Origin of the sequence: Saccharothrix variisporea (genome assembly GCF_003634995.1) — a bacterium.
GTDB classification, from domain to species: Bacteria; Actinomycetota; Actinomycetes; order Mycobacteriales; family Pseudonocardiaceae; genus Actinosynnema; species Actinosynnema variisporeum.
The window spans coordinates 7,084,019-7,109,277 of sequence record NZ_RBXR01000001.1; the positions used below are offsets into that span (position 1 = coordinate 7,084,019).

Below are 25,259 nucleotides of genomic sequence, written 5' to 3' on the forward strand. Positions count from 1 at the left end.
CGTCACGAAGGTTGTACGCACGCGCGGTAACCTGCCCTGCGTCGGGTCGTCCGGTCAGGGAGGTCGTGCGTGGTGGCGGAACAACCGGTGGACCAGCGCGCCGCCCCGGTGCGCGTGCCGCCTGTCTTCGTCTACCGGTACCTGCCGCCCAGGCCGAAGGTCGTGGTGAAGCGCGACCTGCTGCCCGGGTTCGCGGTGCTGTCCACGATCGCCCTGCTGGGACTGCCGGTGGGGTGGGTGTGGGCCCGGCTGGCGCCGCCGCAGCACGTGGTCGTGGCGCAGGACGGCGCGTTGGTGCCGGTGACCGGGGAGAGCTACCACCGGTTGGACGGCCTGATGGTGTTCGTCCTGATGGGGCTCGGGATGGGGCTGCTGACCGGCATCGCGGTGTGGCTGCTGCGCGAACGCCGCGGTCCCGTGGTGATGCTGGCCGCCACCGGTGGCGGTGTCCTGGCGGCTTACCTGGGGCAGCGGACCGGGATCGGGTCGGCCGGTAGCCGGTATGCGCTCGGTGCCGCGCCCAAGGTGGGGGACGCGATCATGCTGGCCCCCGTTCTGGAGACGTGGTGGGGGCTGTTGGCTTGGCCCTTGGGCACGGCACTGGCTTACGGCTGTCTTGCGGCGTGGAACGGTCTGGACGACCTGGGTCGGCGGTTGGGCTAGATCGTGTAGTGGTCGTCCCGGACGTCGGTCACGAACATGTGGCCCGGGGCGTGGGTGATCGCGAAGGGTGGTTTCGAGGCCATCACCGCTGCTTGGGGGGTTACCCCGCACGCCCAGAAGACCGGGACGTCGCCGGGTTCCGGGGTGGTCGGGTCGCCGAAGTCCGGGGTGTCCAGGTCCCTGATGCCCAGGTCCGCGGGGTTGCCGGTGTGCACTGGGGCGCCGTGGACGGCGGGCATGCGGGCGGTGGTGGCTCGGGCTGTGTCGACCAGGCTCGCGGGGATGTAGCGCATGCTGACCACCAGGGGGCCGCGGATGCGGCCGGCTGGGCGGCACGGTCGGTTGGTGACGTACATCGGGACGTTCCGGCCCTGGTCCACGTACCGCAGGGGGACGCCGGCGCGGGTCAGGGCCGACTCGAAGGTGAAGCTGCACCCGATCAGGAACGCCACCAGGTCGTCGCGCCAGAACGGTGTGGCGTCGGCGGGTTCGGCGGTCAGGGTGCCGTGTTCCCAGACGCGGTAGCGGGGGACGTCCCGGCGCAGGTCCGCGTGGTCGGCCAGGACGGTGGTCGTCGCGCCCGGGTCGGTGACGTCCAGGACAGGGCACGGCTTGGGGTTGCGTTGGGTGAACAGCAGGACGTCGTACGCCCAGTCCAGCGGGACCGCGATCAGGTTGGCCTGGGCGTAGCCGGGAGCGAGGCCGGCGGTCGGTCCCGTGGCCGTCCGCCGGACCTCCTCGGGCGTCATGCCAGTTCCCTCCCGCGCGTCTCCGGCAGGCCGAGCAGAGCGAGGACCGCGACCCCGTACGCGATCGCGCCGAAGACCATCGCGCCGCCGACGCCCATCGTGCTCGCCATGAACCCGACCAGCGCGGGGAACAGCGCGCCGACCGCGCGGCCGAAGTTGTAGGTGAAGCCCTGGCCGGTGCCGCGCAGGGCCGTCGGGTAGAGCTCGGCGAGGAACGACCCGAAGCCGCTGAAGATCGCCGACATGCAGAACCCGAGCGGGAAGCCGAGGAACAGGATCACCGTGTTCGCGCCCTCGGGGATCTGCGTGTAGAGCACGATCAGGACCGCGGACAGGAAGGCGAACAGGGCGAAGGTCTTCTTGCGGCCCAACCAGTCCGTCACGTAGCCGCCGGTCACGTAGCCGATGAACGCGCCGGAGATCAGGAACGCCAGGTAGCCGCCGGTGCCGATGACGGTGAGGTCGCGTTCCTTCTTGAGGTAGGTCGGCAGCCACGTGGCGAGGGTGTAGTAGCCGCCCTGGACGCCGGTCGCGAGGAGGGCGGCGAAGAAGGTGGTCTTGAAGGTGCCGCGGCGGAAGATGGCGGTGAAGGTGTTCTTGGCGCGCTCGCGGTGTGCGGCTTGCGGGGCGTCCTCGACGCTGCGGCGGAGGTAGATGAGCAGCACGGCCGGGAGCGCGCCGGTCCAGAACAGGACGCGCCAGGCGATGTCCTGCGGGAACAGGTTGAACACGAGGGTGTAGACGAGGACCGCGAGCCCCCAGCCGACCGCCCAACTGCTCTGCACGAACGCGACCGCGCGCCCCCGGTACCGGGGCTTGCAGTACTCGGCGACCAGGATCGCGCCCGCCGCCCACTCGCCGCCGAAGCCCAGGCCCTGGAGGGCGCGGAAGACGAGGAGGGTTTCGTAGCTGGTCGCGAAGCCGCACAGGACGGTGAAGATCGCGTAGGTGACGACCGTGATCATCAGCGTGCGGACGCGCCCGATCCGGTCGGCCATGATGCCCGCGATGACGCCGCCCAGGGCGCTGACCAGGAGGGTGACCGTGGTCAGGAGGCCGGCCTGGCCGGTGGAGATGCCGAAGTAGGCGGAGATGGCGACCAGGCCGAGGGGGAGGACCTGGAAGTCGTAGGAGTCCAGGCCCCAGCCGCCGGCCGCGCCGACGAAGGCGCGTTTGCCCTTCTGGCCGAGGGTGCGGTACCAGGCGAACGCACCGCCGGTGTCGGGTGTGTCGGTGGTGCTGGGGGTGTGCGTGGTGCGGCTGCTCATCTCTCACCTCGCAGGCTCGGGGGTGTGCGCTGCCCCACACCGTAGAGGATTGTTGAACAATCCCACTAGGGGGCAATGGGATTAATCAACACGCAGGTCGGCGGGCACGCCTCGACGACGGCCTCGGGTGTCCGGGGTCGTTCGGGGTGCCGAGTAGCGGGGAGTCGGGACAGCCGTCCGGCTGTGGCTCGGGTCAGTTGCGGTGGGGGAGGTGGCCCAGTTCGGCTAGCGGGGCCGGGACCGCGTGCAGGGCCGTGATGATCCCCGCCTCGCGGTGCATCGCCCGCCGCACCATGCGCAGCCGCCGCGCCTCGGACCGCTCCTCCAGCAAGCGCTGCCGGTCCTCCAGGGTCAGCAGGCAGTCGTTGGCCAGGCAGTACGCCAGGGCCTCCGCCGGGGACTCCACCACCGGGTCGTCCTCGAACGCCGCCCTCCGGTACCGGCTGAACGCCGCCCGCGCGCGTTCCTCCAACAGCGGCAGCATCTCGGCCACCTCGGGCGGCGACGCGACGTCGTCCACCCACTCCACCGTGCCCATCAGGTACGGCGCGCTCTCCGTGTCCACCGACACCAGCTTGAACCGCCGCCCGCCTTGGCACGACAGGTCGAAACGGCCGTCCGGCAACGGCTTCGCGTCGTGCAGCAGAGCCTCGCAGCCGACCGTGTGCAGGGCGGTGGCGTTGCCGGGGCCGACCTCCCAACCCTGGCGGATCGCGACGACGCCGAAGCTGCGGTCGGGCAGCTCGCCGGTCATCAGGTCCACGGTCAGCTGCCGGTACCGCGGCTCGAACACGTGCAGTGGCAGCGACGTCCCCGGCAGCAGCACGGTGCCCAGGGGGAACAGCGGGAGCGTCGTCGTCACATGCCCAAACTACGGCCGGCCGGGGGTCGCAGCACGGCGAACGGATCGGTGACCCGCATCTCCCGCGACACGAACCGGAACAGCGCGGCCGGGCGACCACCGGACGGCCCCACCGGAGCCACGCCGCCGGTCGGCTCCAGGAGTCCTCGGCGGGACAGCACGCGCTGGAGGTTGGTCGCGGACACCTTGTAGCCCAGCGCCGCCGAGTACAGCGACCGCAGGGCCGAGATCGTGAACGACGGTGGCGCCAGGGCGAAGCCGAGGTTCGTGTAGGACAGTTTGGACGCGAGCCGGTGCCGGGCTCGCCGGATGATCGCCTCGTGGTCGAACGCGGTCGGCGGCAGGGCGTCCACGGGGTGCCACGCGGTGTCCGAAGGCACCACGGGGTCGATGTCGGACGGCACCAGGCCCACGAACGCCGTGGCCACCACGCGGGGACCGGGCACCCGGGACGGCGCGCTGAAGACCGCCAGCTGCTCGACGTGGGAGAGCTGTCTCACGTCCACCTTCTCGGCGAGCTGGCGGCGGATCGACTCCTCGACGTCCTCGTCGTCGCCGAGACCGCCGCCGGGCAGTGACCAGCGGTGAGCGTGCGGTTCCCGCGCGCGCTCCCACAGCATGACCTGGAGTGATCCGTCTCTCACCTGGAGCACTGCGGCCAGTACCTCATGTCCCGCGAGACCCACTCGGCTGATACTATCGGCCACGTTTTCGCCCGGAAGGCGAAAACCTGGCTCAAGGAGGAAGTCATGGTCGCTACCGCCTACGTGGAGCGAACCTCGGACGGTGCGTACGACGGCATCGCGCCGGACGCCGCGTGGCGGGACGAGGTGCTGGAACTGGCGCGCAAGCAGGACGCCGTGATCCTCGCGCACAACTACCAGCTCCCCGAGATCCAGGACATCGCCCACCACACCGGTGACTCGCTGGCGCTCAGCCGCATCGCGGCGGCCAGCGACGCGTCGACCATCGTGTTCTGCGGCGTGCACTTCATGGCCGAGACCGCGAAGATCCTGGCTCCCCACAAGACCGTGCTCATCCCGGACGAGCGCGCCGGCTGCTCGCTGGCCGACTCGATCACCGGTGAGCAGCTGCGGGCGTGGAAGGCCGAGCACCCGGGTGCGGTCGTCGTGTCCTACGTGAACACGACCGCCGAGGTGAAGGCCGAGACCGACATCTGCTGCACGTCCTCGAACGCCGTGGACGTCGTGCGGTCCATCCCGGCCGACCGCGAGGTGCTGTTCCTGCCCGACCAGTTCCTCGGCGCGCACGTCAAGCGCGAGACCGGCCGGGACAACCTGCACATCTGGGCGGGCGAGTGCCACGTCCACGCGGGCATCAACGGCCCCGAGCTGGCCGAGCGCGCGGCGGCCAACCCGGACGCCGACCTGTTCATCCACCCCGAGTGCGGGTGCGCCACCTCGGCGCTGTACCTGGCGGGCGAGGGCACCGTCCCGGCGGAGAAGGTGAAGATCCTCTCGACCGGCGACATGATCACCGCCGCGCGCCGGACCAGCGCGAAGTCGGTGCTGGTGGCGACCGAGATCGGGATGCTGCACCAGCTGCGCCGGGCCGCGCCGGAGATCGACTTCCGCGCGGTGAACGACCGCGCCTCCTGCCGGTACATGAAGATGATCACCCCGGCCGCCCTGCTGCGCTGCCTGCGCGAGGGCAAGGACGAGGTGTTCGTGGACCTCGAGACCGCCAAGCGGGCGCAGGGCGCCGTGCAGCGGATGATCGAGATCGGGCAGCCCGGCGGCGGCGAGTGAACACCCCCGTGTGGGAGGCCCGCGCGGACCTCGTGGTCGTGGGCACCGGGGTCGCCGGGTTGACGGCGGCGTTGCGGGCGCGTGAGCTGGGACTTCGGGTCCTGGTCGTCACCAAGGCCGAGCAGGCGGACGGCAACACCCGGTGGGCGCAGGGCGGCGTGGCCGTCGTCCTGCCCGGTGAGCACGACGAAGGCGACACCGTCGAAGCGCACGTCCGGGACACGCTCGTCGCGGGCGCGGGGCTGTGCGACGAGGACGCCGTGCGGGCGATCATCAGCGACGGACCGGCGGCCGTGGCGCGGCTGCGGGAACGCGGCGCGGTGTTCGACTCCGGTGTGGACGGTCGGCTCGCGCGGACCCGCGAGGGCGGGCACACCGCGTTCCGGGTCGTGCACGCGGGCGGCGACGCGACCGGCGCCGAGGTCGAGCGGGCGTTGCTCGCGGCGGCCCGGGACGGGCGGGTGCCCGTGCTGGAGAACCACATCGCGGTGGACGCCGTGCGCACGCCGCTGGGTCAGGTGTGCGGGCTGCTGGTGCTCGACGGCGGCGGGGTGCCGGGCGTGTTGACCGCGCCGGCCGTGCTGCTGGCCAGCGGCGGACTGGGGCAGCTCTACCAGGCGACCTCCAACCCCGAGGTGGCCACCGGCGACGGGCTCGCGCTCGCGCTGCGGGCCGGCGCGGCGGCGGCGGACGTGGAGTTCGTGCAGTTCCACCCGACCGTGCTCTACACCGGGCGCGGCGCCCGCGGCCGGTGCCCGCTGGTCACCGAGGCGGTGCGCGGCGAGGGCGCGGTGCTGGTCGACGCGACCGGCGCGCGCGTGATGCGCGGTGTGCACCCGCTGGAGGACCTGGCGCCGCGCGATGTGGTGGCGGCGGCGATCACCCGGCACATGGCTGGTGCGCCGGGCGGCATCGACGACCACGTCTTCCTCGACGCCACCGGCATCTCCGACTTCGCCCGGCGGTTCCCGACCGTGCACGCGGCCTGCGTCGCGGCGGGCATCGACCCGGCGACCGACCCGATCCCGGTGGCCCCGGCGGCGCACTTCGCGTGCGGCGGCGTGGTGTCCGATGTGGACGGACGCACCGGCGTGACCGGCCTGTACGCGGCCGGCGAGGTGGCCCGGACCGGGCTGCACGGCGCGAACCGGCTGGCGTCCAACAGCTTGCTGGAAGGCCTGGTCGTGGGCACGCGCGCGGCCGAGGCGGTCGCGAGCGACCTCGCGCTGGGCCTGCTGGCCCGCTGCACCGGCACGGCCGAACTGCCGATCGCGCCCGTCGCCGACCGGGACGCGTTGCAGCGCGTCATGAGCCGGTACGCGGCCATCGGCCGGGACGCCGAGGGCCTGGCCGTCGTCGGCTCGGTGCTCGACCTGTCCACTGTGGACCGTCGGCTGGACACGCGCGAACTGGTGGAGGACGCGGCGCTCACCGTGGCGGCCCGCGCGCTCATCGCGGCGGCGGCCGAGCGCCGGGAGTCGCGCGGTTGCCACGTGCGCACCGACTACCCGCAGCGGGACGACGTGAACTGGCGGCGCAGCCAGGTCGTCCGGCTCACCCCGACCGGGCAGCCCGTGCTGGCCGACCCGGTCACCACGGCGAGGGGAGTGGCATGACGCTCGACATGGACGACGTGCGCCGCGTGATCTCCACGGCGCTGGCCGAGGACCTGCGCTACGGCCCGGACGCGACGACGGAGGCCACCGTGCCCGCGGACGCCGTGGCCGTGGCCGAGTTGACGCCGCGCGCGGCCGGGGTGCTCGCGGGCATCCCGGTGGCGGTGGCGGTGTTCGAGGAGGTCCTCGACGTCGAGGTGCTCGACCGGCGCGAGGACGGCGACAAGGCGGTGCCCGGCGAGCCCGCGCTGGTCGTGCGCGGACCGGTGCGCGGCCTGCTCACCGCCGAGCGCACGGCGTTGAACCTGCTGTGCCACCTGTCCGGCATCGCCACGCTCACCGCCGCGTGGGTGCACGAGATCGAGGGCACGAAGGCGCGCGTGCGGGACTCCCGCAAGACCCTGCCGGGGTTGCGGCTGCTGGAGAAGTACGCCGTGCGCTGCGGCGGCGGCGTGAACCACCGGCTGGGCCTCGGGGACGCCGTGCTGATCAAGGACAACCACGTCCAGGCGGCCGGGTCCGTGCGCGCGGCGCTGGCCGCGGTCCGGGCGCACGCTCCGCACCTGCCGTGCGAGGTCGAGGTGGACTCGCTGGAGCAGTTGGACGAGGCCGTGGCCGAGGGCGCGGAACTGGTGCTGCTGGACAACTTCACCGTCGCCGAGTGCGCGGAGGCGGTGCGTCGGGCAGGGGGCGTCGCACTGGAGGCGTCCGGTGGGCTGACCCTGGACGTGGCGCGGGCCTACGCCGAGACCGGCGTGGACTACCTGGCGGTCGGCGGGCTGACCCACTCCGCCCCGGCCCTCGACCTCGGCATGGACCTGCGCTGACCCGCTGAACGGTGGGCGGCGGCCCGGCCCGGTGCGCAGGCCGCCACCCACCGGCTCGGACGGTCGCGTGGAGACCGCCGAGCCGGGTGCGGCACGCGGTCGGTGCGGACCGCCGCCACGAGTCTGGTCAGCGGTTGCCCGGGTTCCGCGGGTCGCGCGGGACGCGGCCCTGCGGGTGCTGGACGTCGACCTCCTCCTTGCGGACCTCGCCGCGCACCTTCTGCTGCTCGGTCACGGCCTCCTTCTCCAGCCGGACCCGCTCGACGGCCTCGGCGTGCTTGTCCACCACGGGCTCCTGCCGGCGCAGCGTGACCTCGGCCTCCTCGTCCGCGAACGGACGGCTGCCGTCGGGCCCGTCGGCGGGCTCGCGCACCACCCGGACCTCTTCGTGCGTCACCGGCACGGAGACGTCCTTCTGCTCGGTCACGGTGTGCTTCACCAGCCGCACCCGGCCGGCCTCGACGTCCCGCGTGCCGACGTCCAGCTGCTCCTCGTACCGGGTGACGGAGTCGCCCCGGTCGCGGGCCGCGCGCTCGTCGGTCAGCTTGCCCGCCATCGACTCGCGGCCGCGGGTGGCGTGCTTGCCCTGGAGCTTGTCGTGGTCGCCGGACCGGACGCCCGGGATCATCCCGTAGTGCCGGTAGAGCCGTTCCTGCTGCTCGTCGGACATGTGCTGGTCTTCGGTGTCGATCCGCGGCGCGTCCTTGACCTGCTGCTTCTCGACCGGCACCAGGATGTGGCCCTGGTCGATCGTCGCGTCCTGGATGGGCACGAACGATTCCTTCATGCCGAGCAGGCCGGTGTGCACGGAGGCCCACATGGGGCGGCCGTCCCGGTCGTCGAGCCACACCTGCTTGACCGACCCGATCCGCTCACCGTGGGCGTCGAGCACGTCGCAGTCGTACAGCCGGTCCACTTCCGCCTGGTTGATCATGAGTTCACCCTTCGCATGGTCCTGTGCTGCGACAGTCGGGTTGCCCGTGACCTGGACCGACCCACGGCCTCTCACTCGGACGTGGGGTGAAGCTCCCTCGAAAGTGATTCGCGTCCCTCAGGGCGGCTCAGAGCCGCCGGTTGGCCAACACGGGGAGTGCGCGTCGGGCCTCTTCCACCGCCGGCACGTCCACGTCCGCGACCAGCACGCCCGGCTCACCGCCCAGCTGACCGACCACCGCGCCCAGCGGCGACACGACCGTGCTGAACCCCACACCGGTCGGCGCGCCGCCGAAGTCCTCCCCGGGGTCGGCCTGCCCGCACGCCAGCACCCACGACGTGCAGTCCAGCGCCCGCGCCCGCACCAGCAGCTCCCACTGCTCCCGCTTGCCCGGTCCCGCGCCCCAGGACGCGCACACCAGCACCGCCGCCGCGCCCTGGTCGGCCAGCGCCCGGAACAGCTCCGGGAAGCGCACGTCGTAGCAGGTGGCCAGGCCCAGCGTCACGCCGTCCACCTCGACCACGACCGGCTTGGACCCGGGCGCGACCGTGCGGGACTCCTCGAACCCGAAGGCGTCGTAGAGGTGGATCTTGTCGTAGCCCACGTGCAGCCCGCCGCCGGTCACCAGCAGCGTGTTGGCGACCCGGCCGTCCGGGGAGGGCGTGAACATCCCCGCCACCACGACCACGCCGGCCTCGTCCGCGATCTCCCGCACGGCGGTGGCCCACGGCCCGTCGAGGGGCTCGGCGACCGGTCCCAGCGGCACGCCGAACCGGCACATCGTCGCCTCCGGGAACACCACGACCCGCGCGCCGGCGGCCTGCGCCACACCGGCCCGGACCAGGTCGAGGTTGGCGGTCGGGTCGGCGGAGGAGTTGATCTGGCAGAGCGCGACACGCATGGCACCCACTCTAGGTAGTGTCGGGTCTCGTGCGCTCCCTGTTGCCCCCGCTCGTACTAGTCGCCGTCCTCGCCACCGCCGGGTGCACGGGGTCGACGACACCGAGCGCCGAGGGCACCGCGGACGGCAGCTCGATCGTGCTGGCCGACGCCACCGAGCCCACCACGCTCAACCCGTTGCTGGGCTACGGCCGCGACGGCGTCTCCAAGCTCTACGACGGCCTGGTCGAGCACCGCGCGGACCGCACGCTGCGGCCCCGGCTGGCCGCCGACCTGCCGCAGCCCTCCGCGGACGGCCTGACCTGGACCGTGCGGCTGCGCGACGACGTGAAGTTCACCGACGGCACGACCTTCGGCCCCGAGGACGTCGTCGCCACCTACCGCGCCCTGCTGGACCCGGCGCTGGGCGCGACCGAGCGCTCGGCGTTCCCCGTGCTCACCGGCGTCGAGCAGCTCGACGTCCACACCGTCCGGTTCGCGCTGGCCAAGCCGTGGGCGGCATTCCCGCACCAGCTCGTGCTCGGCGTCCTGCCCAGCGAGGCGCTGGCCGGGGTCGCGCTGAAGGACGTCAAGCCGATCGGCACCGGCCCGTACAAGCTCGCCGACTGGCGCAAGGGCGACCGGATGGTGCTCGAGTCCAACCCGGCCCACTTCGGCGGGGAACCCAAGATCCGCAAGCTGACCGTGGTGTTCGTGGCCGACGACAACACGCGGGCCCAGCGGTTGCAGGCGGGCGAGTTCGACGGCGCCGAGCTGCCGCCCCGGCTGGCGTCCGGCTTCACCGGCACCGGCGGGATGCGCGTGGTCACCCACCGGTCCACCGACCTGCGCGGCATCACCCTGCCCGCCGGTCCCGTGACCGGCGACCCGGCGCTGCGGATGGCGTTGAACCACGCCGTGAACCGCAAGGGGATCGTGGACAACCTGTTGGGCGGCAAGGGTTCTCCGGCCAGCACGCCGATCCCGGACACGCTGCCGGAGTACTACGACCCGACCGCCGTGTTCCCCTACGACAAGGCGCAGGCCGAGCTGCTGCTGGACCAGGCGGGCTGGGTGCGCGGCGCGGACGGCCTGCGCGCGCGGGACGGCGTGCCCGCCCGGTTCACGCTCATGTTCCCGACCGGCGACGTGGTGCGGGCGGACCTGGCGACGGCGTTCGCGGCGGAGGCCAAGGCGGTCGGCGTGGACGTGCAGCTGGCCGGCCTGAGCTGGGAGGCCATCACGCCGAGGCTGGGCGCGGACGCCCTGCTCTACGGCGGCGGCTCCCCGTTCGACCCCGACCTGACCACCTACCCGGCGCTGCACACCGGCAACCCGTGGGGCTACACGAACCCGCAGGTCGACGCCCTGCTGGACACCGGCCGCACCCTCCTGGACCCGGCGCAGCGCGCGGCGGCGTACCGGCAGTTGCAGCGCGTGTACCTGGCCGCGCCCGCGATGGTGGTCGTGGCGGCGGTGCAGCACACGTACGTGGTGCGGGAGAACTGGACCGGGTACCAGGAGGTCGTGGACCCGTACACGCACGGCGCCCTGTCCTGGGGGCCGTGGTGGAACCTCGAGCTGTGGACTCCCCGCTAGTCGATCGGGTAGAGGTGGGATGACACCACTACCGCCGGGGGAGACGCCGTGATCGACTTGGCCGCAGTGCGCGAGGACACCCCGGGGGCCGCCGAACGGGTCTTCCTGGACTCGGCGGGCTCCTCCCTGCCACCCCGGCCGGTGCTCGACGAGGTGATCTCCCACCTGCGCCGGGAAGCCGAGATCGGCGGTTACGTGGCCGCTCGTGAGCGCGCGGACGACCTGGCGGCGGGGTACGAGGTGTTCGCGCGGCTCATGGGCGCCGAGGCGGACGAGGTCGCCTTCACCGACAGCGCGACCCGCTCGTGGCTGGCCGCCTTCGACGCCGTGCCGCTGGGCCGGGGCGACCGGGTGCTGGTGACCGAGGTCGAATACGGGGGCAACGCGATCCCCATCCTGCACCGGGCGCGCGAGGCCGGCTTCGAGGTGGTGACCATCCCGTCGGACTCCCGCGGCCAGGTGGACGTCGACGCCCTGACGGGCCTGCTGGACGAGCGGGTCAAGCTGGTGTCCCTGGTCCACGCGCCCACCAACGGCGGCCTGGTCAACCCCGTTCGGGAGGTCGCCAAGGCCGCGCACGACGTCGGTGCCCTGGTTCTGCTGGACGCCTGCCAGTCCCTGGGCCAGCTGCCGGTCCGCGCCGACGAGCTGGACGTGGACATCATCTCGGCCACCGGCCGCAAGTGGCTGCGCGGTCCTCGGGGCACCGGTGTCCTGGTCGTGCGCCGAAGTGCCCGCGACCGGCTGCGGCCTCGGCTGGTGGACCTGCACAGCGGCGAGTGGACCGGCCCGGACGAGATCGAGCTGCGCACCGACGCCCGGGTCTACGAGCTGTGGGAGTGCAGCATCGCCGACCGGCTCGGGCTGATCGCCGCCGCTCGGTACGCGCTGGACCTCGGCATCGACGAGATCGCCGCCGAGGTGCGCGCGCGGGCCGAGCGCCTGCGGGCCGGGCTGCGGGAGCTGCCGGGGGTCGAGGTGCGGGACCTCGGGGTCGAGCGGTCCGGCATCGTGACGTTCACGGTGGAGGGGCACGAGGCCGGTGCGGTGCGGGAGCACCTGGCGCGGCACGACGTGGTGGCCACCAGCAGCCACCTCAGCTCGACCCGGATCGACATGACCCGGCGCGGGCTGGAGGGCGTGGTCCGGATGTCGCCGCATTACTTCGTCTCGCCCGAGCAGGTGGACCGGGCGGTGGAGGTCGTGGCCGAGCTGGCCTGAGCGGCGCTGGCCTGAGCGGCGCTGGCCTGAGCGGCGCTGGACTGAGCGGTGCTGGCCTGAGCGGCGCGGGCCTGCGAGGTGCGGGCCCGCGCCGGAGGCCTCAGCAGGTGCGGCTGATGATGCGCGGCACGCAGTCCGAGTAGGACAGGAACAGCTCGACCGCGCTGTCGTTGCGGGCGGTCTGGGTGGCGATCACGGTGTCACGCGGGTAGAAACCGCCACCGCCCGACCCGGTCGGGTACATCTCGAACGTGTAGCTCCAGATCTTGTGGACGCCCCACAGCCAGTCGTTGATGGTGCCGTCGGTGATGTAGAGGTCGCTGGACTGCTGCGGCGTGTAGCCGTTGAGCGCCGCCATCCGCCGGCCCAGCGTGGAGAACGCGCTGGCCTGCGTCGAGTCCAGGCCCGGCGCGGTGTCGTTGTAGGTGTAGCCGTACGGCCACAGGATCAGCTCCGAGTAGGTGTGGAAGTCGATGTGCGTCTTGATCTGCTGCACACCGCCCACCACCCGGCCGTTGACGAAGTCCCGGATGCGGGCCACCTCCGGCGCGGAGAACGCCGACGGGCCGCGGTAGGTCTCGCTGGACCCGCTGCTGCTCGACCCGCCGCAGCAACCCCACTGGTAGCCGAAGTTGCGGTTCGGATCGGTGCCGGTGGACGTCGAGTTCGGCTGCCGGTTCTTGCGCCACGACCGGAACGAGCCGGTGGCGATGTCGTACTCCACGCCGTCCGGGTTGACCATCGGGACGATCCAGATCTCGCGGGTGTCCACGAGGTTCTTGATCGTCGGGTTGGTGGCGTAGCCGTCGGTGTACTGCTTGATGATCCGCAGGCACATCTCGACGGTCAGGTGCTCCCGGGCGTGCATGTTGCAGGTGAACAGCACCTCGGGCTCGGCCTCGTCCACGCCGGGGTTGTCGCTGATCTTCAGCGTCCACAGCTCGCGGCCCTGGTAGGACTTGCCGATGGTCGACAGCCGCACCAGGTTCGGGTGGTCGGTGACGGTCTGGTTCAGCTCGGTGACCATCTCCTGGAAGTTGTGGTAGCCGGTGTAGCCGGACGGGAAGTCCTGGGTGCCGACCTGGGGGTCGGTGAAGTCGGCCTTGCCCAGCGACCGGAGCTGGGCGTCGTAGTCGCCGAGGTTCTTGACGGGCAGCCCGGTGGCCCGCAGCGCCCACTGCTGCCGGGCCTCGGCGACGACGGTGAGCGTGTCGCCTTCCTGGCCGAGGACGTCCACCCCGGTCCGGGCGACGCGCGTCCGGGCCTCCGGTGAGCCCGCGGTGACCTCGAAGAGGGTCCGCTCGGGGGATTTCGTGGTGCTCGACTGCGCCGACCCGGTGTGCAAGGGGAGTACCAGGGCCAGGCACGCACCGAGCGCGGCGGCCATCAGGCCGCGCCGCTTGGGTGACATTGCTCCTCCATCATCAGCAGGGTTTGCGACGGAGTGGTGCCTACGCAGCGTGGCCCGACCGTCACAGATCGGCATAGCCGCCGTTTGTCGGGTTCGTCGTCGCCGGGGCGGGTGACAGTTGACAGCTCTCGGCCCACCCCGCCGAACCAGGCGATGCGCCGCACGGCTTACCCTTGAGGTCATGCTGAACCGCATCGACCTGCGTGGTCGGGTCCCGTCACCGGCAGAACTGCGCGCCGCGCTGCCGCGCGCCGAGGTGGACGTGGACGCGGTTCTGCACCATGTGCGGCCCATCGTGGACGCGGTGCGCGAGCGGGGTGTCGAGGCCGCCCTGGACGTCACCGAGCGGTTCGACAAGGTGCGGCCCGAGCGGGTGCGCGTGCCGGTGGCCGAGCTGGACCGGGCGCTGGCCGAGCTGGACCCGGCCGTGCGGGAGGCGCTGGAGGAGTCCATCGCGCGCGCCCGCAAGGTGCACGCCGACCAGCGGCGCACCGACACCACGACCCAGGTCGTGCCCGGCGGGACGGTGACCGAGCGCTGGGTGCCGGTCGCCCGCGTCGGCCTGTACGCGCCCGGTGGCCTGGCGGTCTACCCGTCCACCGTCGTCATGAACGTGGTGCCGGCGCAGACCGCGGGCGTCGAGTCGCTGGTGGTGGTCTCGCCGCCGCAGGCCGAGTTCGGCGGTCTGCCGCACCCGACGATCCTGGCCGCCGCCGCGCTGCTCGGCGTCACCGAGGTGTGGGCGCTCGGCGGGGCGCAGGCCGTGGCGCTGCTCGCGTACGGCGGCGTGGACACCGACGGCGGCGAACTGGCCCCGGTCGACGTGGTGACCGGTCCGGGCAACATCTACCTCACCGCCGCCAAGCGCCTGCTGCGCGGCCTGATCGGCATCGACTCCGAGGCCGGCCCCACCGAGATCGCGATCCTGGCCGACGAGACCGCCGACCCGGTGCACGTGGCCGCCGACCTGATCAGCCAGGCCGAGCACGACCCGCTCGCGGCGAGCGTCCTGGTGACCACGTCGGAGGCGTTGGCGGACGCCGTGGACGCCGAGCTGGAGCGCCAGGTCGGCGCCACCAAGCACAGCGAGCGCATCCGGACGGCGTTGCTCGGCCGGCAGTCCGGCACGGTCCTGGTGTCCACTGTGGACGACGGGCTCACGGTCGTGAACACCTACGCCGCCGAGCACCTGGAGATCCAGACGGTCGGTGCGCGCGAGGTGGCCGCCCGCGTGCGCGCCGCCGGCGCGGTCTTCGTGGGCGCGCACTCCCCGGTGTCGCTGGGCGACTACTGCGCCGGCTCCAACCACGTGCTGCCCACGGCCGGCTGCGCGCGGCACTCGTCGGGCCTGTCGGTGCAGACGTTCCTGCGCGGCATCCACGTCGTCGACTACAGCGAGGACGCGCTGCGCGAGGTCGCGGACAAGGTCGTGGCGCTGGCCAACGCCGAGGACCTGCCCGCGCACGGCCAGGCCGTGCGGGCGAGGTTCTCCGGCGCCGCCGGGGTCGCGGGGGCCGCCGGGGTCGCCGGATGAGGCCCGTCGGAGACCGGGTGGAGCTGGCCGACCTCCCCCTGCGCGAAGACCTGCGCGGACGCACCCCCTACGGCGCGCCGCAGCTGGACGTGCCCGTCCGGCTCAACACCAACGAGAACCCGTACCCGCCCTCGGACGAGCTGGTCGCCGAGGTCGTCGCCGAGGTCGCGGAGGTGGCCGCCGAGCTGCACCGCTACCCGGACCGGGACGCGGTGGCGCTGCGCGAGGACCTGGCCGCGTACCTGACCGACTCGACGGGCGTGGCCCTGACCGCCGCGAACCTGTGGGCCGCCAACGGGTCCAACGAGATCCTCCAGCAGATCCTCCAGGCCTTCGGCGGCCCGGGGCGGACGGCGCTGGGCTTCGAGCCGTCGTACTCGATGCACCCGATCATCGCCGCCGGCACCCGCACCGAGTGGGCACCCACCCCGCGGCGCGCGGACTTCTCGCTGGACACCGAGAAGGCGGCCGAGATCGTCGCCGAGCGGCAGCCGGACGTGGTCTTCGTGACCAGCCCGAACAACCCGACCGGCCAGAGCGTGCCGACCGAGGACCTGCGGGGCCTGCTCGAGGCCGCCCCCGGCATGGTCGTGGTGGACGAGGCCTACGCGGAGTTCTCCTCGCGCCCGTCGGCGGTGGGGCTGCTCGCGGACTACCCGGACAAGCTCATCGTCAGCCGGACCATGAGCAAGGCGTTCGCCTTCGCCGGCGGCCGGCTCGGCTACCTGGCCGCCGCACCGGCGGTCGTGGACGCGTTGCAGCTGGTCCGGCTGCCCTACCACCTGTCGGCCCTGACCCAGGCCGCCGCGCGCGCCTCGCTGCGGCACGCGGCCGAGACCCTGGGGTCGGTGGCCAAGCTCGCCGCCGAGCGCGACCGGGTCGTGGAGGCGCTGGCCGGGATGGGCTTCGACGTGGTGCCCAGCGACGCGAACTTCGTGCTGTTCGGGTGGTTCGAGGACGCGCACGCCACGTGGCGGGACTACCTGGAGCGCGGTGTGCTGATCAGGGACGTCGGTATCGCGGGTCATCTGCGGGTGACGGTCGGGACTCCCGAGGAGAACGACGCGTTCCTCGCGGCGAGCAAGGAGGTTGGCCGGTGAGCCTGAACCCGAGCCGGGTCGGCAAGGTGGAGCGGACCACCAAGGAGTCGTCGGTGTACGTCGAGGTCGACCTCGACGGCACCGGCCAGGTCGAGATCGGCACGGGTGTCCCGTTCTACGACCACATGCTCACGGCGCTGGGCGTGCACGGGTCGCTGGACCTGGTCGTCCGGGCGACGGGCGACGTGGACATCGACGCCCACCACACCGTCGAGGACGTCGCCATCGTGCTGGGCCAGGCCCTGCGCGAGGCGCTGGGCGACAAGGCGGGGATCCGCCGGTTCGGCGACGCGTGGATCCCGATGGACGAGACCCTGGCGCACGCCGCCGTGGACGTTTCCGGTCGGCCGTACTGCGTGCACGTGGGCGAGCCGGCGGAGTTCAACACGTTCACCATCGGCGGCAACTACCCGTTCGTGCTGAACCGGCACGTGTTCGATTCGCTGGCTTTTCACGCCGGTATCGCGCTGCACGTCCGGGTGGAGTACGGGCGCGACCCGCACCACATCGCGGAGGCCCAGTTCAAGGCGATCGCGCGCGCTTTGCGGGCGGCGGTGGAGCCGGATCCGCGGGTGGGCGGGGTGCCGTCCACCAAGGGCGTGCTGTGAGGGGCGTGCTGTGAGGGTGGGTGTTGTGTGATGCCCAAGGAGTACGTGGTCATCGGGCTGCTCGCCCTGGCCGGGTTTCTGATCGGTGGGGTGTACAGCACGTGGAAGACGGCCAAGGCGATGGCTGTCGTGCTGGGGGTGCTGGCCGTGGTTGCGGTTGGTGGGGCTGTCGCCTGGCTGGTGTGAATTCCGGGGCGCTTCGCTCTTCAGCGGACGCGCTTCGCGCTCTCAAGATCAAAAGATGAAAAGCTCACAAGCGGCGCTCGCCGCGCGGCAGGCCGCCAGCGGGGGGTGAAGGGCGTCGGTTCCCCCGCCGTATGGCCTGGCGGAGCCAACCACATTTTGGGCCGGGTGCCGCTAAAACTTTTTGCTCGTTCCTCGCAAAAACTTTTGGCTGCACCCGGCCCAAAATGTGGTAGCCCTTCGGGCAGGCCATACGGCGGGGGAACCGAGGCCCTCCACCTGTGGTTGCGAACCACCGCGCGCTGCGCGCGTTGAAAAGCAGGGGGGTGAGCGTGTGGTGTTGAGAGTGTCTAACTGGACATATCGCCCACCGAGGGGTCGGGTTATGGTGGTGCCATGTCCAGCGAGGTCGCCCATCCCCGCTTGAGCGTCGAGCGTCCGCGTGAGCGGGCGGATGCGGCGCGCAACCGTGCTCGGGTGCTGGCTGCTGCCGAGAAGGTGTTCGCCGAAGCTGGTGGGGCGGATGGCGTGACGATGGAGGACATCGCCAAGGCCGCCGGGGTGGGGCGGGCCACGTTGTACCGGCGGTATCCGGACACGGCCTCGATCGCGCAGGCGTTGTTGGATGAGCACGAGTCGGAGATTCAAGCCGGTATCTTGAGTGGGCCGCCGCCCTTGGGGGTTGGGGCGTTGCCGCATGAGCGGTTGGCGGCGTTCTACCGGGCGTTGGTCGGGTTGCTCGAGCGGCACCTGCACCTGGTGCTCGGGGCCGAGACCGGGCAGGCGCGGTACCGGACCGGGGTTTACGCGTTCTGGCGGCGGCACGTCGAGGTGTTGTTGGAGGAGGCCGGGGCGCCCAAGGAGCTCGCCGACACGTTGATGGCGCCGCTCGCGCCCGAGGTCTACCGGTACCAGCGGCAGACGCGGGGGCTCACGCCCGAGCAGGTCGCCGCCAACCTCGACTTCCTCAGCCGGCGTGTTCTCGCAGGTAGCGCGGGGGAACGCTAGCCGCCAGCCAGACGCCGTTCGCGCTCACGCGGAACTCGTGGCCGTCCGCGTGCATGGATGCCGAGTCGACCTCCAGCACCACCGGCTTGCCGCGTCGCGAACCGACCCGCACGGCCGTGTCGACGGTCGCGGACAGGTGCACGTCGTGCCGGGACATGGGGCGCAGGCCCTCGCGCATGATGTCGGGCAGGAACTTCGCGACCGTGCCGTGGTAGAGCACCGGCGGTGGCTCCACCACGGGCAGGTCGAGGTCCACGGCCACGGTGTGGCCCTGGTTGGCCCGGATGCGGCCGTCGGCGATGGTGAAGCGCTGCTTGTCGTTGCGCGCCACGACCTCGCGCACCTGTTCGTGGGTCGTGCCCAGCTTGCGGACGAACTCGTCCAGGTCCACCCAGCCCGCCGCGTCGAGCGTGAGCCCGAGGCGTTCGGGTTGGTGGCGGAGGTGTTTGGACATCCGCTTCGACAAGCGGATCACGTCTTTGTCTTCCATGTCGGGAGTAGTGCAGCACGTCGGCGGGTCGGGAGGCCAGGGGTTTAGGTGCCGCCCTCGCTGGCGGGCTTCAGTTTCGGGGCGCCGGGGCCGTCGGCGGCTTGCGTGTCGTCGAAGTTGTGGAGGGTGCAGCTGCGCAGGGACAGGCACCCGCAGCCGATGCACGAGGTCAGGCGGTCGCGCAGGCGGATCAGGGCGTCGATGCGGGCGTCGAGCTCGCTCTGCCAGTGCGTGGACAGCCTGCTCCAGTCGGACTTCGTGGGCGTCCGGTTGTCCGGCAGGGTCGCCAGCGCGTCGTGCACGTCCTCCAGGCTCAGGCCGACCCGCTGCGCGGTGCGGATGAACGCGAGTCGGCGCAGGACCGAGCGGGCGTAGCGGCGTTGGTTGCCCGCCGTGCGCTCGGAGTGGATCAGGCCGCGCTCCTCGTAGAACCGCAGCGCGGTGTGCGGCACGCCGCTGCGCTCGGCCACCTGGCCGATGGTCAACATCTCCGGCAACTTGCTCACCAGCACAGCCTAGTGCTTGACCTCGACCTAAGTCGAAGTTGTTGGGTGGGATCATGACAGTTGGCGAGAAGTTGGGCTTCGCGGACATCCCCGCGTTGTTCCAGCGGATGACCGGGGACGAGAAGCACGAGTGGGCCGCCGCGTCCACGCTGCACGTGCTGTGGGTGCTCTACGACCGGGTGCTGGACGTGTCGCCGGAGCGGGTCGACGACCCGGACCGCGACCGGTTCCTGCTCTCGAAGGGGCACGGGCCGATGGCGTACTACGCCGTGCTGGCCGCCAAGGGGTTCATCGAGCCGTCCACTTTGGACGAATGGACGTCGTGGGGCTCGCCGTTGGGTCAACACCCGGACCGCGTGCTGGTGCCCGGAGTGGAGATCAGCAGCGGGTCGCTCGGGCACGGGCTGCCCATCGCGGTCGGGCAGGCCGTGGGGTTGCGGGTGCAGGGGCGGTCGGCGCGGGTGGTCGTGCTGGTGGGTGACGCCGAGTTGGACGAGGGCAGCAACCACGAGGCGATCGCGTTGGCGGGGCGGTTGGGGCTTTCCAACCTGACCGTCGTGGTGGTGGACAACGAGTCCGGCACCCACGGGTGGCCGGGCGGGGTGGCGGCGCGGTTCGCCGTCGAGGGCTGGGCGACGTCCACTGTGGACGGACGTGACCAGGAGGCGTTGTACGAGGCGTTCACGGCGGACCACGCTGGTCGTCCGCTGGTCGTGGTGGCGAGGGTGGTGGGGTCGTGAAGACCATGCGCGAGGTGTTCGCGGAGACCGTGCAGGACGTCATGGCGGACGACCCGCGGGTGGCGGTGGTGATCGCGGAGATCTCCCGCGACGCCTTCCGGCCGTCGCCCCGGGTGGTCAACGTCGGCATCCGGGAGCAGCTGATGGTGGGGGTCGGCAGCGGTCCGGCCCTGACCGGGATGCGGCCCGTGGTGCACTCCTACGCGCCGTTCCTGGTGGAGCGGCCGTTCGAGCAGATCAAGCTGGACTTCGGCCACCAAGGCGTCGGGGGCGTGCTGGTGAGCATCGGCGGTTCCTATGACGACCCGGTGTGGGGGCGGACGCACCAGGCGCCCGGTGACGTGGCGCTGCTCGACACGTTGCCGGGGTGGCGGGTGCAGGTGCCCGGACACCCGGACGAGGTGGAGCCGCTGGTGCGCGCGGCGCTGGCCGCTGATGACCTGCGGTACCTGCGGTTGTCGTTGCGGCAGAACAAGGTGGCGTTCCCGGTGGTGGAGGGGTTCACCGCGGTGCGCCGGGGGTCGGGCGGGGTGGTCGTGGCCGTGGGGCCGGTGCTCGACCGGGTGCTGGAGGCGACCGCGGACCTGGACGTGACGGTCCTGTACGCGACCACGATCCGGCCGTTCGACGGAGCCGGGCTGCGTGCGGCGGTGGCGGCGTCACGGCCGGACGTCCTGCTGGTCGAGCCGTACCTGGAGGGCACGTCGGCGCACCTGGTGTCCGAGGCGCTGTCCGACATCCCCCACCGGCTGCGGTCGCTGGGGGTGCGCAGGGACGCCGAGCTGCGCGCCTACGGGACGCCGGAGGACCACGACGCGGCCCACGACCTGGACGCCCTGGGCATCGCCGCCGCCGCGCGCCGCCTGTTCACCCACCCGGTGGCCGCCTGAGGGGTCGGCGGCCAAGCGTGTGTCGCCCGACCGGCCCGTGCCCGACTGCGGCATGATCTCCGTTCGTGAGCGTGCCGAGAACCCTGATCTGGACACCCACGCCGACCGCCGAGCTGCAGCTCGCCCTGCACCGAGCCGTGGCGGGACCGGCCGCCCTGGTGCCGGTGGCGTCCGGGACGGTGCTGCTGCCCCGGCGCCAGATCGGGTTCTCGGACGCGGCGAAGCTCGCCGAGCAGGTGCGCGCGGTCGGCGAGCGGGCGCTGCTGGTGCGGTGGTCGGGCGAGGCCGTGCTGTGGTCGGACGGGGTGGCGGCCGGGTTCAGCGGCCACGCCCGGCGCCTGGTCGGGCTGGTCACGTGGTGGCGGGTGAAGGCGGAGCCGGGGGTGCTGGACCTGCCCGGGGACGTCGCCGAGGTCAAGGCGCTGGTGGACCAGGGGCGGGCCGACACGTGGGTCACCGCGCTGCCCGACCGGGCGGGTCTGCCGATCGGCACGGTGCTGCCCGTGGTACCGGTGACGCAGGGCGGGTCCCCGTTGGCCTAGCCTGGTGGCGTGGCACGAGTCGTCGTACTGGACTACGGATCAGGCAACCTCCGCTCCGCCGAACGCGCCCTCCAGCGCGTGGGCGCGACCGTCGAGGTCACGGCCGACCATCGCGCGGCGCTCGACGCGGACGGCCTGCTGGTGCCCGGCGTGGGCGCGTACGCGGCCTGCATGGCCGGGTTGAACGAGGTCAAGGGCGGTCGCATCATCGGGGAGCGGCTGGCCGGCGGGCGCCCGGTGCTGGGCATCTGCGTCGGCATGCAGATCCTGTTCGAGCGCGGCATCGAGCACGGCGTGCTCACCGAGGGCTGTGGCGAGTGGCCGGGCACGGTGGAGCGGCTGGAAGCGCCGATCGTGCCGCACATGGGCTGGAACACCGTCCGCGCGCCCGAGGGCACCAAGCTCTTCGCCGGCCTGGACCCCGACGCCCGCTTCTACTTCGTCCACTCCTACGGCGTGCGCAAGTGGGAGCTGGAGGCCTCCGAGGTCATCCGCCCACCCCTGGTGACCTGGGCCACGCACGGGGACGACGATTTCGTGGCGGCGGTGGAGAACGGGCCGCTGTGGGCGACCCAGTTCCACCCGGAGAAGTCCGGTGACGCGGGCGCTCAGCTGCTGGAGAACTGGCTGAAGAGCTTCTGAGGCGGAGGTTCGCGGAGTGGGACCGGGAGTGGCCGGCGCGTCGCCGGCCACTAGGCTGTTCGCGTGACTTTCACGCTGCTTCCGGCCGTCGACGTGGCCGACGGCCAGGCCGTCCGACTCGTGCAGGGCGAAGCCGGTACCGAGACCCACTACGGCTCGCCCCTCGACGCCGCCCTCGCCTGGCAGCGCGACGGGGCCGAGTGGGTGCACCTGGTGGACCTCGACGCCGCGTTCGGGCGGGGCAGCAACCGGGAGCTGCTGGCCCGGGTCGTCGGCGAGCTGGACGTCAAGGTCGAGCTCTCCGGCGGCATCCGGGACGACGCCTCGCTGGCCGCCGCCCTGTCCACCGGGTGCGCCCGGGTGAACCTGGGCACCGCCGCGCTGGAGGACCCGGTGTGGTGCGCCAAGGCCATCGCCGAGCACGGCGACAAGATCGCGGTCGGCCTGGACGTCCGGATCACCGCCGAGGGCCACCGCGTGGCGGCCCGGGGCTGGACCAAGGACGGCGGCGACCTGTGGGAGGTGCTCGACCGGCTCGACCGGGACGGGTGCGCCCGTTACGTCGTCACCGACGTGAGCAAGGACGGCACGCTCACCGGCCCGAACGTGGACCTGCTGCGCGAGGTGTGCGCGCGGACCGACGCCCCGGTCATCGCCTCCGGCGGGGTGTCCAGTGTGGACGACCTGGTGGCGCTGGCGGCGCTGTCCCGCGACGGCGTCGAGGGCGCGATCGTGGGCAAGGCGTTGTACGCGGGGGCGTTCACGCTCCCGGAGGCGCTGGCCGCGGTGCGCTGACCGCCCGTTCGAACTCCGCGACGACGTGGGCTTCCGCGGCGGCCTTGGTGATACCGGTCGTGGCCATCACCTTGGCCGCCGTGCAGTCCTCTTCGGACAGCAGCCCGAGCAGGATGTGCTCGGTGCCCACGAACGTGTGACCCAGCCGCAGGGCTTCCCGCACCGCCAGCTCCAGCGCCTTCTTGCACCCCGCGCTGAACGGCTGCGGGTCGGGCCGCTCCCGGCTGGTGTTGTCCAGCGCGTTGAGCGTGGCCAGGCGGGTCGTGCCCTCGGCGGCCTCCAGGCGGGTGATCGTCTTCGCGCCCAGCCCGCCGGACTCGTCCATCAGGCCCAGCAGCAGGTGTTCGGTGCCGATCCGCTCGCTGAACCGGGCGTGGTGGCGGGCCAGCACGACCACGCGCCGCGCCCGGTCGGTGTACCGGTCGAAGTTCGGCTTGAGGTCCGGGGAGGGCCGGGGCACGAACCGCTTCTGCGCGGCCTGCTTGGTGACGCCGATGCTCTCGCCGATGTCGGTCCAGCTCGCGCCCGCCCGCCGGGCCTCGTCCACGAAGTGCCCGATCAGGTGATCGCCGAGCTCGTCCAACTGGTCGCTCAGCTCGACGGCGGCGGTGAGCCGGGCGAGGGCGTCGGCGTGCTCCTGCGCGACGGTGACGATGAGGTCCGTGAGCTGGACGGGTGCGGTGACCACCCGTCAACTCTAGGTTGACGCAGTCGACACGGTCAACCTCAGGTTGACGGCACGATCTCGATGCCGACGGTCCCGTTCTTGCCGCGCCGCAGCTTGCTGCCGAACACGGTGACCTTGCCGAGCAGCCCGTACTTGCGGCCGATCAGCTGCCGGACCTGGTCGCTCCCGGCCTCGTCGAGCAGCCGTGCCCGCGCCTTGACCGCCGCACCGGTCGGGTTGCCCTTGAAGTCGCACGGCGCGACCTCGACGTCCCCGCTGCGCCGGATGCGCTTGACCTTGCCGGTGTCCACCGGGGTCCACACGAACAGCGCGTCCGCCTCGCCCACCACCCACAGCGGCGTGGGGACGGGCGTGCCGTCCTTGCGGAACGTCGTCAGCAGCAGGAACTTCTCGTCACCGAGGCTCATGCGGATCAACGTAATACGGCAACGGCCCCGCTCCCACGGGGGGAACGGGGCCGTTCGAGCCGGGGTTCAGCTCAGAGCGCCACGACGTTGGTCGCCTGCGGGCCCTTGGCGCCCTGGCCGACGTCGAAGGACACGCGCTGGTTCTCCTCCAGGCTGCGGTAGCCGCCGCCCTGGATCTCCGAGTAGTGCACGAACACGTCAGCGCCGCCGTCCTCGGGGGCGATGAAGCCGAAGCCCTTCTCGGAGTTGAACCACTTCACGGTGCCGTTGGCCATACTGTTCTCTCTCCTCATGCGTAAAACCGGTGGTGCAACTGCGCCACCGCGGTCGCTTCAAGTGAGGGAGATCCCGGGAAGATCCGGGGAAAACCACACGCTCGAACAACGTTTCGCGAGCGTGGATGACACGGACACAAAACCGACGACCTCCTACAGTCAACCACACCTTGCCCGGTCGCGTCGCGTCCGGACGCCGGATGTGACCCAAGACGCCCCTTCCGGTGTGACCGACACCGCCGGCGGACGCCCTGTGACCTGCCCGTAGGCTTTGTCCCATGTCAGTCGCGGTGCGCGTGATCCCCTGCCTGGACGTCGACCGGGGACGGGTGGTGAAGGGCGTGAACTTCACCAACCTCGTCGACGCGGGCGACCCGGTGGAGCTGGCCCGCGCCTACGACGCCGAAGGTGCCGACGAGCTGACCTTCCTCGACGTCACCGCCTCCTCCTCCGACCGCGAGACCACCTTCGACGTGGTCCGCCGCACCGCCGAGCAGGTGTTCATCCCGCTCACCGTGGGCGGCGGCGTGCGCACGACCGAGGACGTGAACAAGCTGCTGCGCGCCGGCGCGGACAAGGTGGGCGTGAACACCGCCGCCATCGCCCGGCCGGAGCTGCTCAAGGAGCTGTCCGAGCGGTTCGGGGCGCAGTGCATCGTGCTGTCGGTGGACGCCCGGCGCGTCCCCGAGGGCGAGAAGCCCACCCCGTCCGGGTTCGAGGTCACCACGCACGGCGGGCGCAAGGGCACCGGCATCGACGCGGTCGAGTGGGCGGCGCGGGGTCAGGAGCTGGGCGTCGGCGAGATCCTGCTCAACTCGATGGACGCCGACGGCACCAAGGCGGGCTTCGACCTGGAGCTGATCCGGATGGTGCGCGGGGTCGTGGACGTCCCGCTGATCGCCAGCGGCGGCGCGGGCACGGTCGACCACTTCCCGCCCGCCATCGAGGCCGGCGCGGACGCGGTGCTGGCGGCCAGCGTGTTCCACTTCGGCACGCTGCGCATCGGCGAGGTCAAGCAGGCGCTGCGCGACGCCGGCGTGGAGGTGCGCTGAC

The 25,259-nt window shown here is 72.2% G+C and carries 29 protein-coding genes; 17 read left to right on the top strand and 12 right to left on the bottom strand.

Annotated elements, in window-relative coordinates; all coding sequences use genetic code 11:
• Positions 1-69: 69 nt before the first annotated feature.
• Positions 70-663: a DUF2567 domain-containing protein gene (locus DFJ66_RS32400; RefSeq protein ID WP_246029986.1), complete on the top strand. Its 594-nt coding sequence runs from the start codon at positions 70-72 to the stop codon at positions 661-663.
• Here the strand turns inward: DFJ66_RS32400 and DFJ66_RS32405 are convergent.
• The 4 genes from DFJ66_RS32405 to DFJ66_RS32420 all read right to left on the bottom strand — a co-directional run bounded on the left by DFJ66_RS32405 (position 660) and on the right by DFJ66_RS32420 (position 4,228).
• A complete protein-coding gene (locus DFJ66_RS32405; RefSeq protein WP_121226876.1) occupies positions 660-1,412 on the bottom strand; it encodes a putative hydro-lyase in 753 nt (250 codons plus the stop codon). The genes DFJ66_RS32400 and DFJ66_RS32405 overlap by 4 nt on opposite strands.
• Positions 1,409-2,680 carry an MFS transporter gene (locus tag DFJ66_RS32410; RefSeq protein WP_121226878.1) on the bottom strand — a complete coding sequence of 424 codons (1,272 nt, stop codon included), beginning with the start codon at positions 2,678-2,680 and terminating at the stop codon, positions 1,409-1,411. Before DFJ66_RS32410 ends, DFJ66_RS32405 begins: the two co-directional genes overlap by 4 nt.
• 193 nt (positions 2,681-2,873) lie before the next feature.
• A complete protein-coding gene (locus DFJ66_RS32415; protein ID WP_121226880.1) occupies positions 2,874-3,542 on the bottom strand; it encodes an LON peptidase substrate-binding domain-containing protein in 669 nt (222 codons plus the stop codon).
• Positions 3,539-4,228, bottom strand: coding sequence for an NUDIX hydrolase (locus DFJ66_RS32420; protein ID WP_121226882.1), 690 nt, complete (start codon positions 4,226-4,228; stop codon positions 3,539-3,541). Before DFJ66_RS32420 ends, DFJ66_RS32415 begins: the two co-directional genes overlap by 4 nt.
• 63 nt (positions 4,229-4,291) lie before the next feature.
• On the opposite strand from DFJ66_RS32420, the gene nadA reads away from it, so the two are divergent.
• Genes nadA through nadC form a run of 3 tightly spaced genes read left to right on the top strand, consistent with a single transcriptional unit; the run spans position 4,292 to position 7,754 of the window.
• Positions 4,292-5,311 (top strand): quinolinate synthase NadA, encoded by a 1,020-nt coding sequence (gene nadA, locus DFJ66_RS32425; RefSeq protein ID WP_121226884.1) that lies wholly within the window; start codon positions 4,292-4,294, stop codon positions 5,309-5,311.
• Entirely contained in the window at positions 5,308-6,927 is a 1,620-nt protein-coding gene (locus tag DFJ66_RS32430; protein ID WP_121226886.1) for an L-aspartate oxidase, read from the top strand. Before nadA ends, DFJ66_RS32430 begins: the two co-directional genes overlap by 4 nt.
• A complete protein-coding gene (nadC, locus tag DFJ66_RS32435; RefSeq protein ID WP_121226888.1) occupies positions 6,924-7,754 on the top strand; it encodes a carboxylating nicotinate-nucleotide diphosphorylase in 831 nt (276 codons plus the stop codon). Before DFJ66_RS32430 ends, nadC begins: the two co-directional genes overlap by 4 nt.
• Positions 7,755-7,881: 127 nt before the next feature.
• Here the strand turns inward: nadC and DFJ66_RS32440 are convergent, their stop codons facing one another.
• Positions 7,882-8,688: a DUF2382 domain-containing protein gene (locus DFJ66_RS32440; protein WP_121226890.1), complete on the bottom strand. Its 807-nt coding sequence runs from the start codon at positions 8,686-8,688 to the stop codon at positions 7,882-7,884.
• 127 nt (positions 8,689-8,815) lie between these two features.
• Positions 8,816-9,589, bottom strand: a complete 774-nt coding sequence (locus DFJ66_RS32445) for a carbon-nitrogen hydrolase family protein (RefSeq protein WP_121226892.1) — start codon at positions 9,587-9,589, stop codon at positions 8,816-8,818.
• Between the two features lie 29 nt (positions 9,590-9,618).
• Between DFJ66_RS32445 and DFJ66_RS32450 the strand changes: the two genes are divergently transcribed.
• The gene (locus DFJ66_RS32450) at positions 9,619-11,166 is read left to right on the top strand and encodes an ABC transporter substrate-binding protein (protein WP_246029987.1); all 1,548 of its coding nucleotides are present in this window, start codon (positions 9,619-9,621) and stop codon (positions 11,164-11,166) included.
• A gap of 48 nt (positions 11,167-11,214) precedes the next feature.
• Entirely contained in the window at positions 11,215-12,387 is a 1,173-nt protein-coding gene (locus DFJ66_RS32455; RefSeq protein ID WP_121226896.1) for an aminotransferase class V-fold PLP-dependent enzyme, read from the top strand.
• A gap of 100 nt (positions 12,388-12,487) precedes the next feature.
• Here the strand turns inward: DFJ66_RS32455 and DFJ66_RS32465 are convergent, their stop codons facing one another.
• The gene (locus tag DFJ66_RS32465) at positions 12,488-13,798 is read right to left on the bottom strand and encodes a M14 family metallopeptidase (protein ID WP_121226898.1); all 1,311 of its coding nucleotides are present in this window, start codon (positions 13,796-13,798) and stop codon (positions 12,488-12,490) included.
• Between the two features lie 181 nt (positions 13,799-13,979).
• Between DFJ66_RS32465 and hisD the strand changes: the two genes are divergently transcribed.
• From hisD to DFJ66_RS32485, 5 genes are all read left to right on the top strand, one after another.
• Positions 13,980-15,332 carry a histidinol dehydrogenase gene (hisD, locus tag DFJ66_RS32470; RefSeq protein ID WP_121226900.1) on the top strand — a complete coding sequence of 451 codons (1,353 nt, stop codon included), beginning with the start codon at positions 13,980-13,982 and terminating at the stop codon, positions 15,330-15,332.
• The gene (locus DFJ66_RS32475; RefSeq protein WP_121226902.1) at positions 15,329-16,432 is read left to right on the top strand and encodes a histidinol-phosphate transaminase; all 1,104 of its coding nucleotides are present in this window, start codon (positions 15,329-15,331) and stop codon (positions 16,430-16,432) included. Before hisD ends, DFJ66_RS32475 begins: the two co-directional genes overlap by 4 nt.
• A complete protein-coding gene (gene hisB, locus DFJ66_RS32480; protein ID WP_211351391.1) occupies positions 16,429-17,040 on the top strand; it encodes an imidazoleglycerol-phosphate dehydratase HisB in 612 nt (203 codons plus the stop codon). The genes DFJ66_RS32475 and hisB overlap by 4 nt, the downstream gene beginning before the upstream one ends.
• A gap of 30 nt (positions 17,041-17,070) precedes the next feature.
• Positions 17,071-17,226: a hypothetical protein gene (locus tag DFJ66_RS43085; protein WP_170199788.1), complete on the top strand. Its 156-nt coding sequence runs from the start codon at positions 17,071-17,073 to the stop codon at positions 17,224-17,226.
• A 393-nt stretch (positions 17,227-17,619) separates the two neighbouring features.
• Positions 17,620-18,231, top strand: a complete 612-nt coding sequence (locus DFJ66_RS32485; RefSeq protein ID WP_121226904.1) for a TetR/AcrR family transcriptional regulator — start codon at positions 17,620-17,622, stop codon at positions 18,229-18,231.
• On the opposite strand, the gene DFJ66_RS32490 is transcribed toward DFJ66_RS32485, so the two are convergent.
• Together DFJ66_RS32490 and soxR are read right to left on the bottom strand one after the other, a co-directional pair.
• Positions 18,191-18,721 carry an RNA 2'-phosphotransferase gene (locus DFJ66_RS32490; RefSeq protein ID WP_121226906.1) on the bottom strand — a complete coding sequence of 177 codons (531 nt, stop codon included), beginning with the start codon at positions 18,719-18,721 and terminating at the stop codon, positions 18,191-18,193. The genes DFJ66_RS32485 and DFJ66_RS32490 overlap by 41 nt on opposite strands.
• Before the next feature lie 44 nt (positions 18,722-18,765).
• The gene (soxR, locus tag DFJ66_RS32495) at positions 18,766-19,209 is read right to left on the bottom strand and encodes a redox-sensitive transcriptional activator SoxR (RefSeq protein WP_397556333.1); all 444 of its coding nucleotides are present in this window, start codon (positions 19,207-19,209) and stop codon (positions 18,766-18,768) included.
• Positions 19,210-19,280: 71 nt separating this feature from the next.
• Here soxR and DFJ66_RS32500 point away from each other — a divergent pair, with 71 nt between their 5' ends.
• The 5 genes from DFJ66_RS32500 (at position 19,281) to priA (ending at position 22,836) form a co-directional block, all read left to right on the top strand.
• A complete protein-coding gene (locus tag DFJ66_RS32500) occupies positions 19,281-19,967 on the top strand; it encodes a thiamine pyrophosphate-dependent enzyme (protein ID WP_121226908.1) in 687 nt (228 codons plus the stop codon).
• A 5-nt stretch (positions 19,968-19,972) separates the two neighbouring features.
• Complete coding sequence (locus DFJ66_RS32505; RefSeq protein ID WP_121232062.1) at positions 19,973-20,857, top strand: transketolase family protein; 885 nt, start codon at positions 19,973-19,975, stop codon at positions 20,855-20,857.
• A gap of 65 nt (positions 20,858-20,922) precedes the next feature.
• The gene (locus tag DFJ66_RS32510) at positions 20,923-21,399 is read left to right on the top strand and encodes a hypothetical protein (RefSeq protein WP_121226910.1); all 477 of its coding nucleotides are present in this window, start codon (positions 20,923-20,925) and stop codon (positions 21,397-21,399) included.
• Between the two features lie 9 nt (positions 21,400-21,408).
• A complete protein-coding gene (gene hisH / locus DFJ66_RS32515; RefSeq protein ID WP_121226912.1) occupies positions 21,409-22,041 on the top strand; it encodes an imidazole glycerol phosphate synthase subunit HisH in 633 nt (210 codons plus the stop codon).
• Between the two features lie 63 nt (positions 22,042-22,104).
• On the top strand, positions 22,105-22,836 hold the full coding sequence (gene priA, locus DFJ66_RS32520) for a bifunctional 1-(5-phosphoribosyl)-5-((5-phosphoribosylamino)methylideneamino)imidazole-4-carboxamide isomerase/phosphoribosylanthranilate isomerase PriA (protein WP_121226915.1): 732 nt from the start codon (positions 22,105-22,107) through the stop codon (positions 22,834-22,836).
• On the opposite strand, the gene DFJ66_RS32525 is transcribed toward priA, so the two are convergent.
• The 3 genes from DFJ66_RS32525 to cspE all read right to left on the bottom strand — a co-directional run bounded on the left by DFJ66_RS32525 (position 22,802) and on the right by cspE (position 24,206).
• A complete protein-coding gene (locus DFJ66_RS32525; protein ID WP_121226917.1) occupies positions 22,802-23,524 on the bottom strand; it encodes a Clp protease N-terminal domain-containing protein in 723 nt (240 codons plus the stop codon). The genes priA and DFJ66_RS32525 overlap by 35 nt on opposite strands.
• Before the next feature lie 38 nt (positions 23,525-23,562).
• Complete coding sequence (locus tag DFJ66_RS32530) at positions 23,563-23,931, bottom strand: PPOX class F420-dependent oxidoreductase (protein WP_121226919.1); 369 nt, start codon at positions 23,929-23,931, stop codon at positions 23,563-23,565.
• 71 nt (positions 23,932-24,002) lie between these two features.
• Positions 24,003-24,206: a transcription antiterminator/RNA stability regulator CspE gene (gene cspE, locus DFJ66_RS32535; RefSeq protein WP_121226921.1), complete on the bottom strand. Its 204-nt coding sequence runs from the start codon at positions 24,204-24,206 to the stop codon at positions 24,003-24,005.
• 278 nt (positions 24,207-24,484) lie between these two features.
• Here cspE and hisF point away from each other — a divergent pair, with 278 nt between their 5' ends.
• A complete protein-coding gene (gene hisF / locus DFJ66_RS32540) occupies positions 24,485-25,258 on the top strand; it encodes an imidazole glycerol phosphate synthase subunit HisF (protein WP_121226923.1) in 774 nt (257 codons plus the stop codon).
• Position 25,259 lies beyond the last annotated feature (1 nt).

Coding starts and splice junctions, on each gene's coding strand:
- DFJ66_RS32405 (WP_121226876.1), bottom strand. CDS start 1,412: ATGACGCCCGAGGAGGTCCGGCGGACGGCCACGGGACCGACCGCCGGC.
- DFJ66_RS32410 (WP_121226878.1), bottom strand. CDS start 2,680: ATGAGCAGCCGCACCACGCACACCCCCAGCACCACCGACACACCCGAC.
- nadA (WP_121226884.1), top strand. CDS start 4,292: ATGGTCGCTACCGCCTACGTGGAGCGAACCTCGGACGGTGCGTACGAC.
- nadC (WP_121226888.1), top strand. CDS start 6,924: ATGACGCTCGACATGGACGACGTGCGCCGCGTGATCTCCACGGCGCTG.
- DFJ66_RS32440 (WP_121226890.1), bottom strand. CDS start 8,688: ATGATCAACCAGGCGGAAGTGGACCGGCTGTACGACTGCGACGTGCTC.
- DFJ66_RS32445 (WP_121226892.1), bottom strand. CDS start 9,589: ATGCGTGTCGCGCTCTGCCAGATCAACTCCTCCGCCGACCCGACCGCC.
- DFJ66_RS32465 (WP_121226898.1), bottom strand. CDS start 13,798: ATGTCACCCAAGCGGCGCGGCCTGATGGCCGCCGCGCTCGGTGCGTGC.
- hisD (WP_121226900.1), top strand. CDS start 13,980: ATGCTGAACCGCATCGACCTGCGTGGTCGGGTCCCGTCACCGGCAGAA.
- DFJ66_RS32475 (WP_121226902.1), top strand. CDS start 15,329: ATGAGGCCCGTCGGAGACCGGGTGGAGCTGGCCGACCTCCCCCTGCGC.
- DFJ66_RS43085 (WP_170199788.1), top strand. CDS start 17,071: ATGCCCAAGGAGTACGTGGTCATCGGGCTGCTCGCCCTGGCCGGGTTT.
- DFJ66_RS32485 (WP_121226904.1), top strand. CDS start 17,620: ATGTCCAGCGAGGTCGCCCATCCCCGCTTGAGCGTCGAGCGTCCGCGT.
- DFJ66_RS32490 (WP_121226906.1), bottom strand. CDS start 18,721: ATGGAAGACAAAGACGTGATCCGCTTGTCGAAGCGGATGTCCAAACAC.
- soxR (WP_397556333.1), bottom strand. CDS start 19,209: ATGTTGACCATCGGCCAGGTGGCCGAGCGCAGCGGCGTGCCGCACACC.
- DFJ66_RS32500 (WP_121226908.1), top strand. CDS start 19,281: ATGACAGTTGGCGAGAAGTTGGGCTTCGCGGACATCCCCGCGTTGTTC.
- DFJ66_RS32505 (WP_121232062.1), top strand. CDS start 19,973: ATGCGCGAGGTGTTCGCGGAGACCGTGCAGGACGTCATGGCGGACGAC.
- DFJ66_RS32530 (WP_121226919.1), bottom strand. CDS start 23,931: ATGAGCCTCGGTGACGAGAAGTTCCTGCTGCTGACGACGTTCCGCAAG.
- cspE (WP_121226921.1), bottom strand. CDS start 24,206: ATGGCCAACGGCACCGTGAAGTGGTTCAACTCCGAGAAGGGCTTCGGC.
- hisF (WP_121226923.1), top strand. CDS start 24,485: ATGTCAGTCGCGGTGCGCGTGATCCCCTGCCTGGACGTCGACCGGGGA.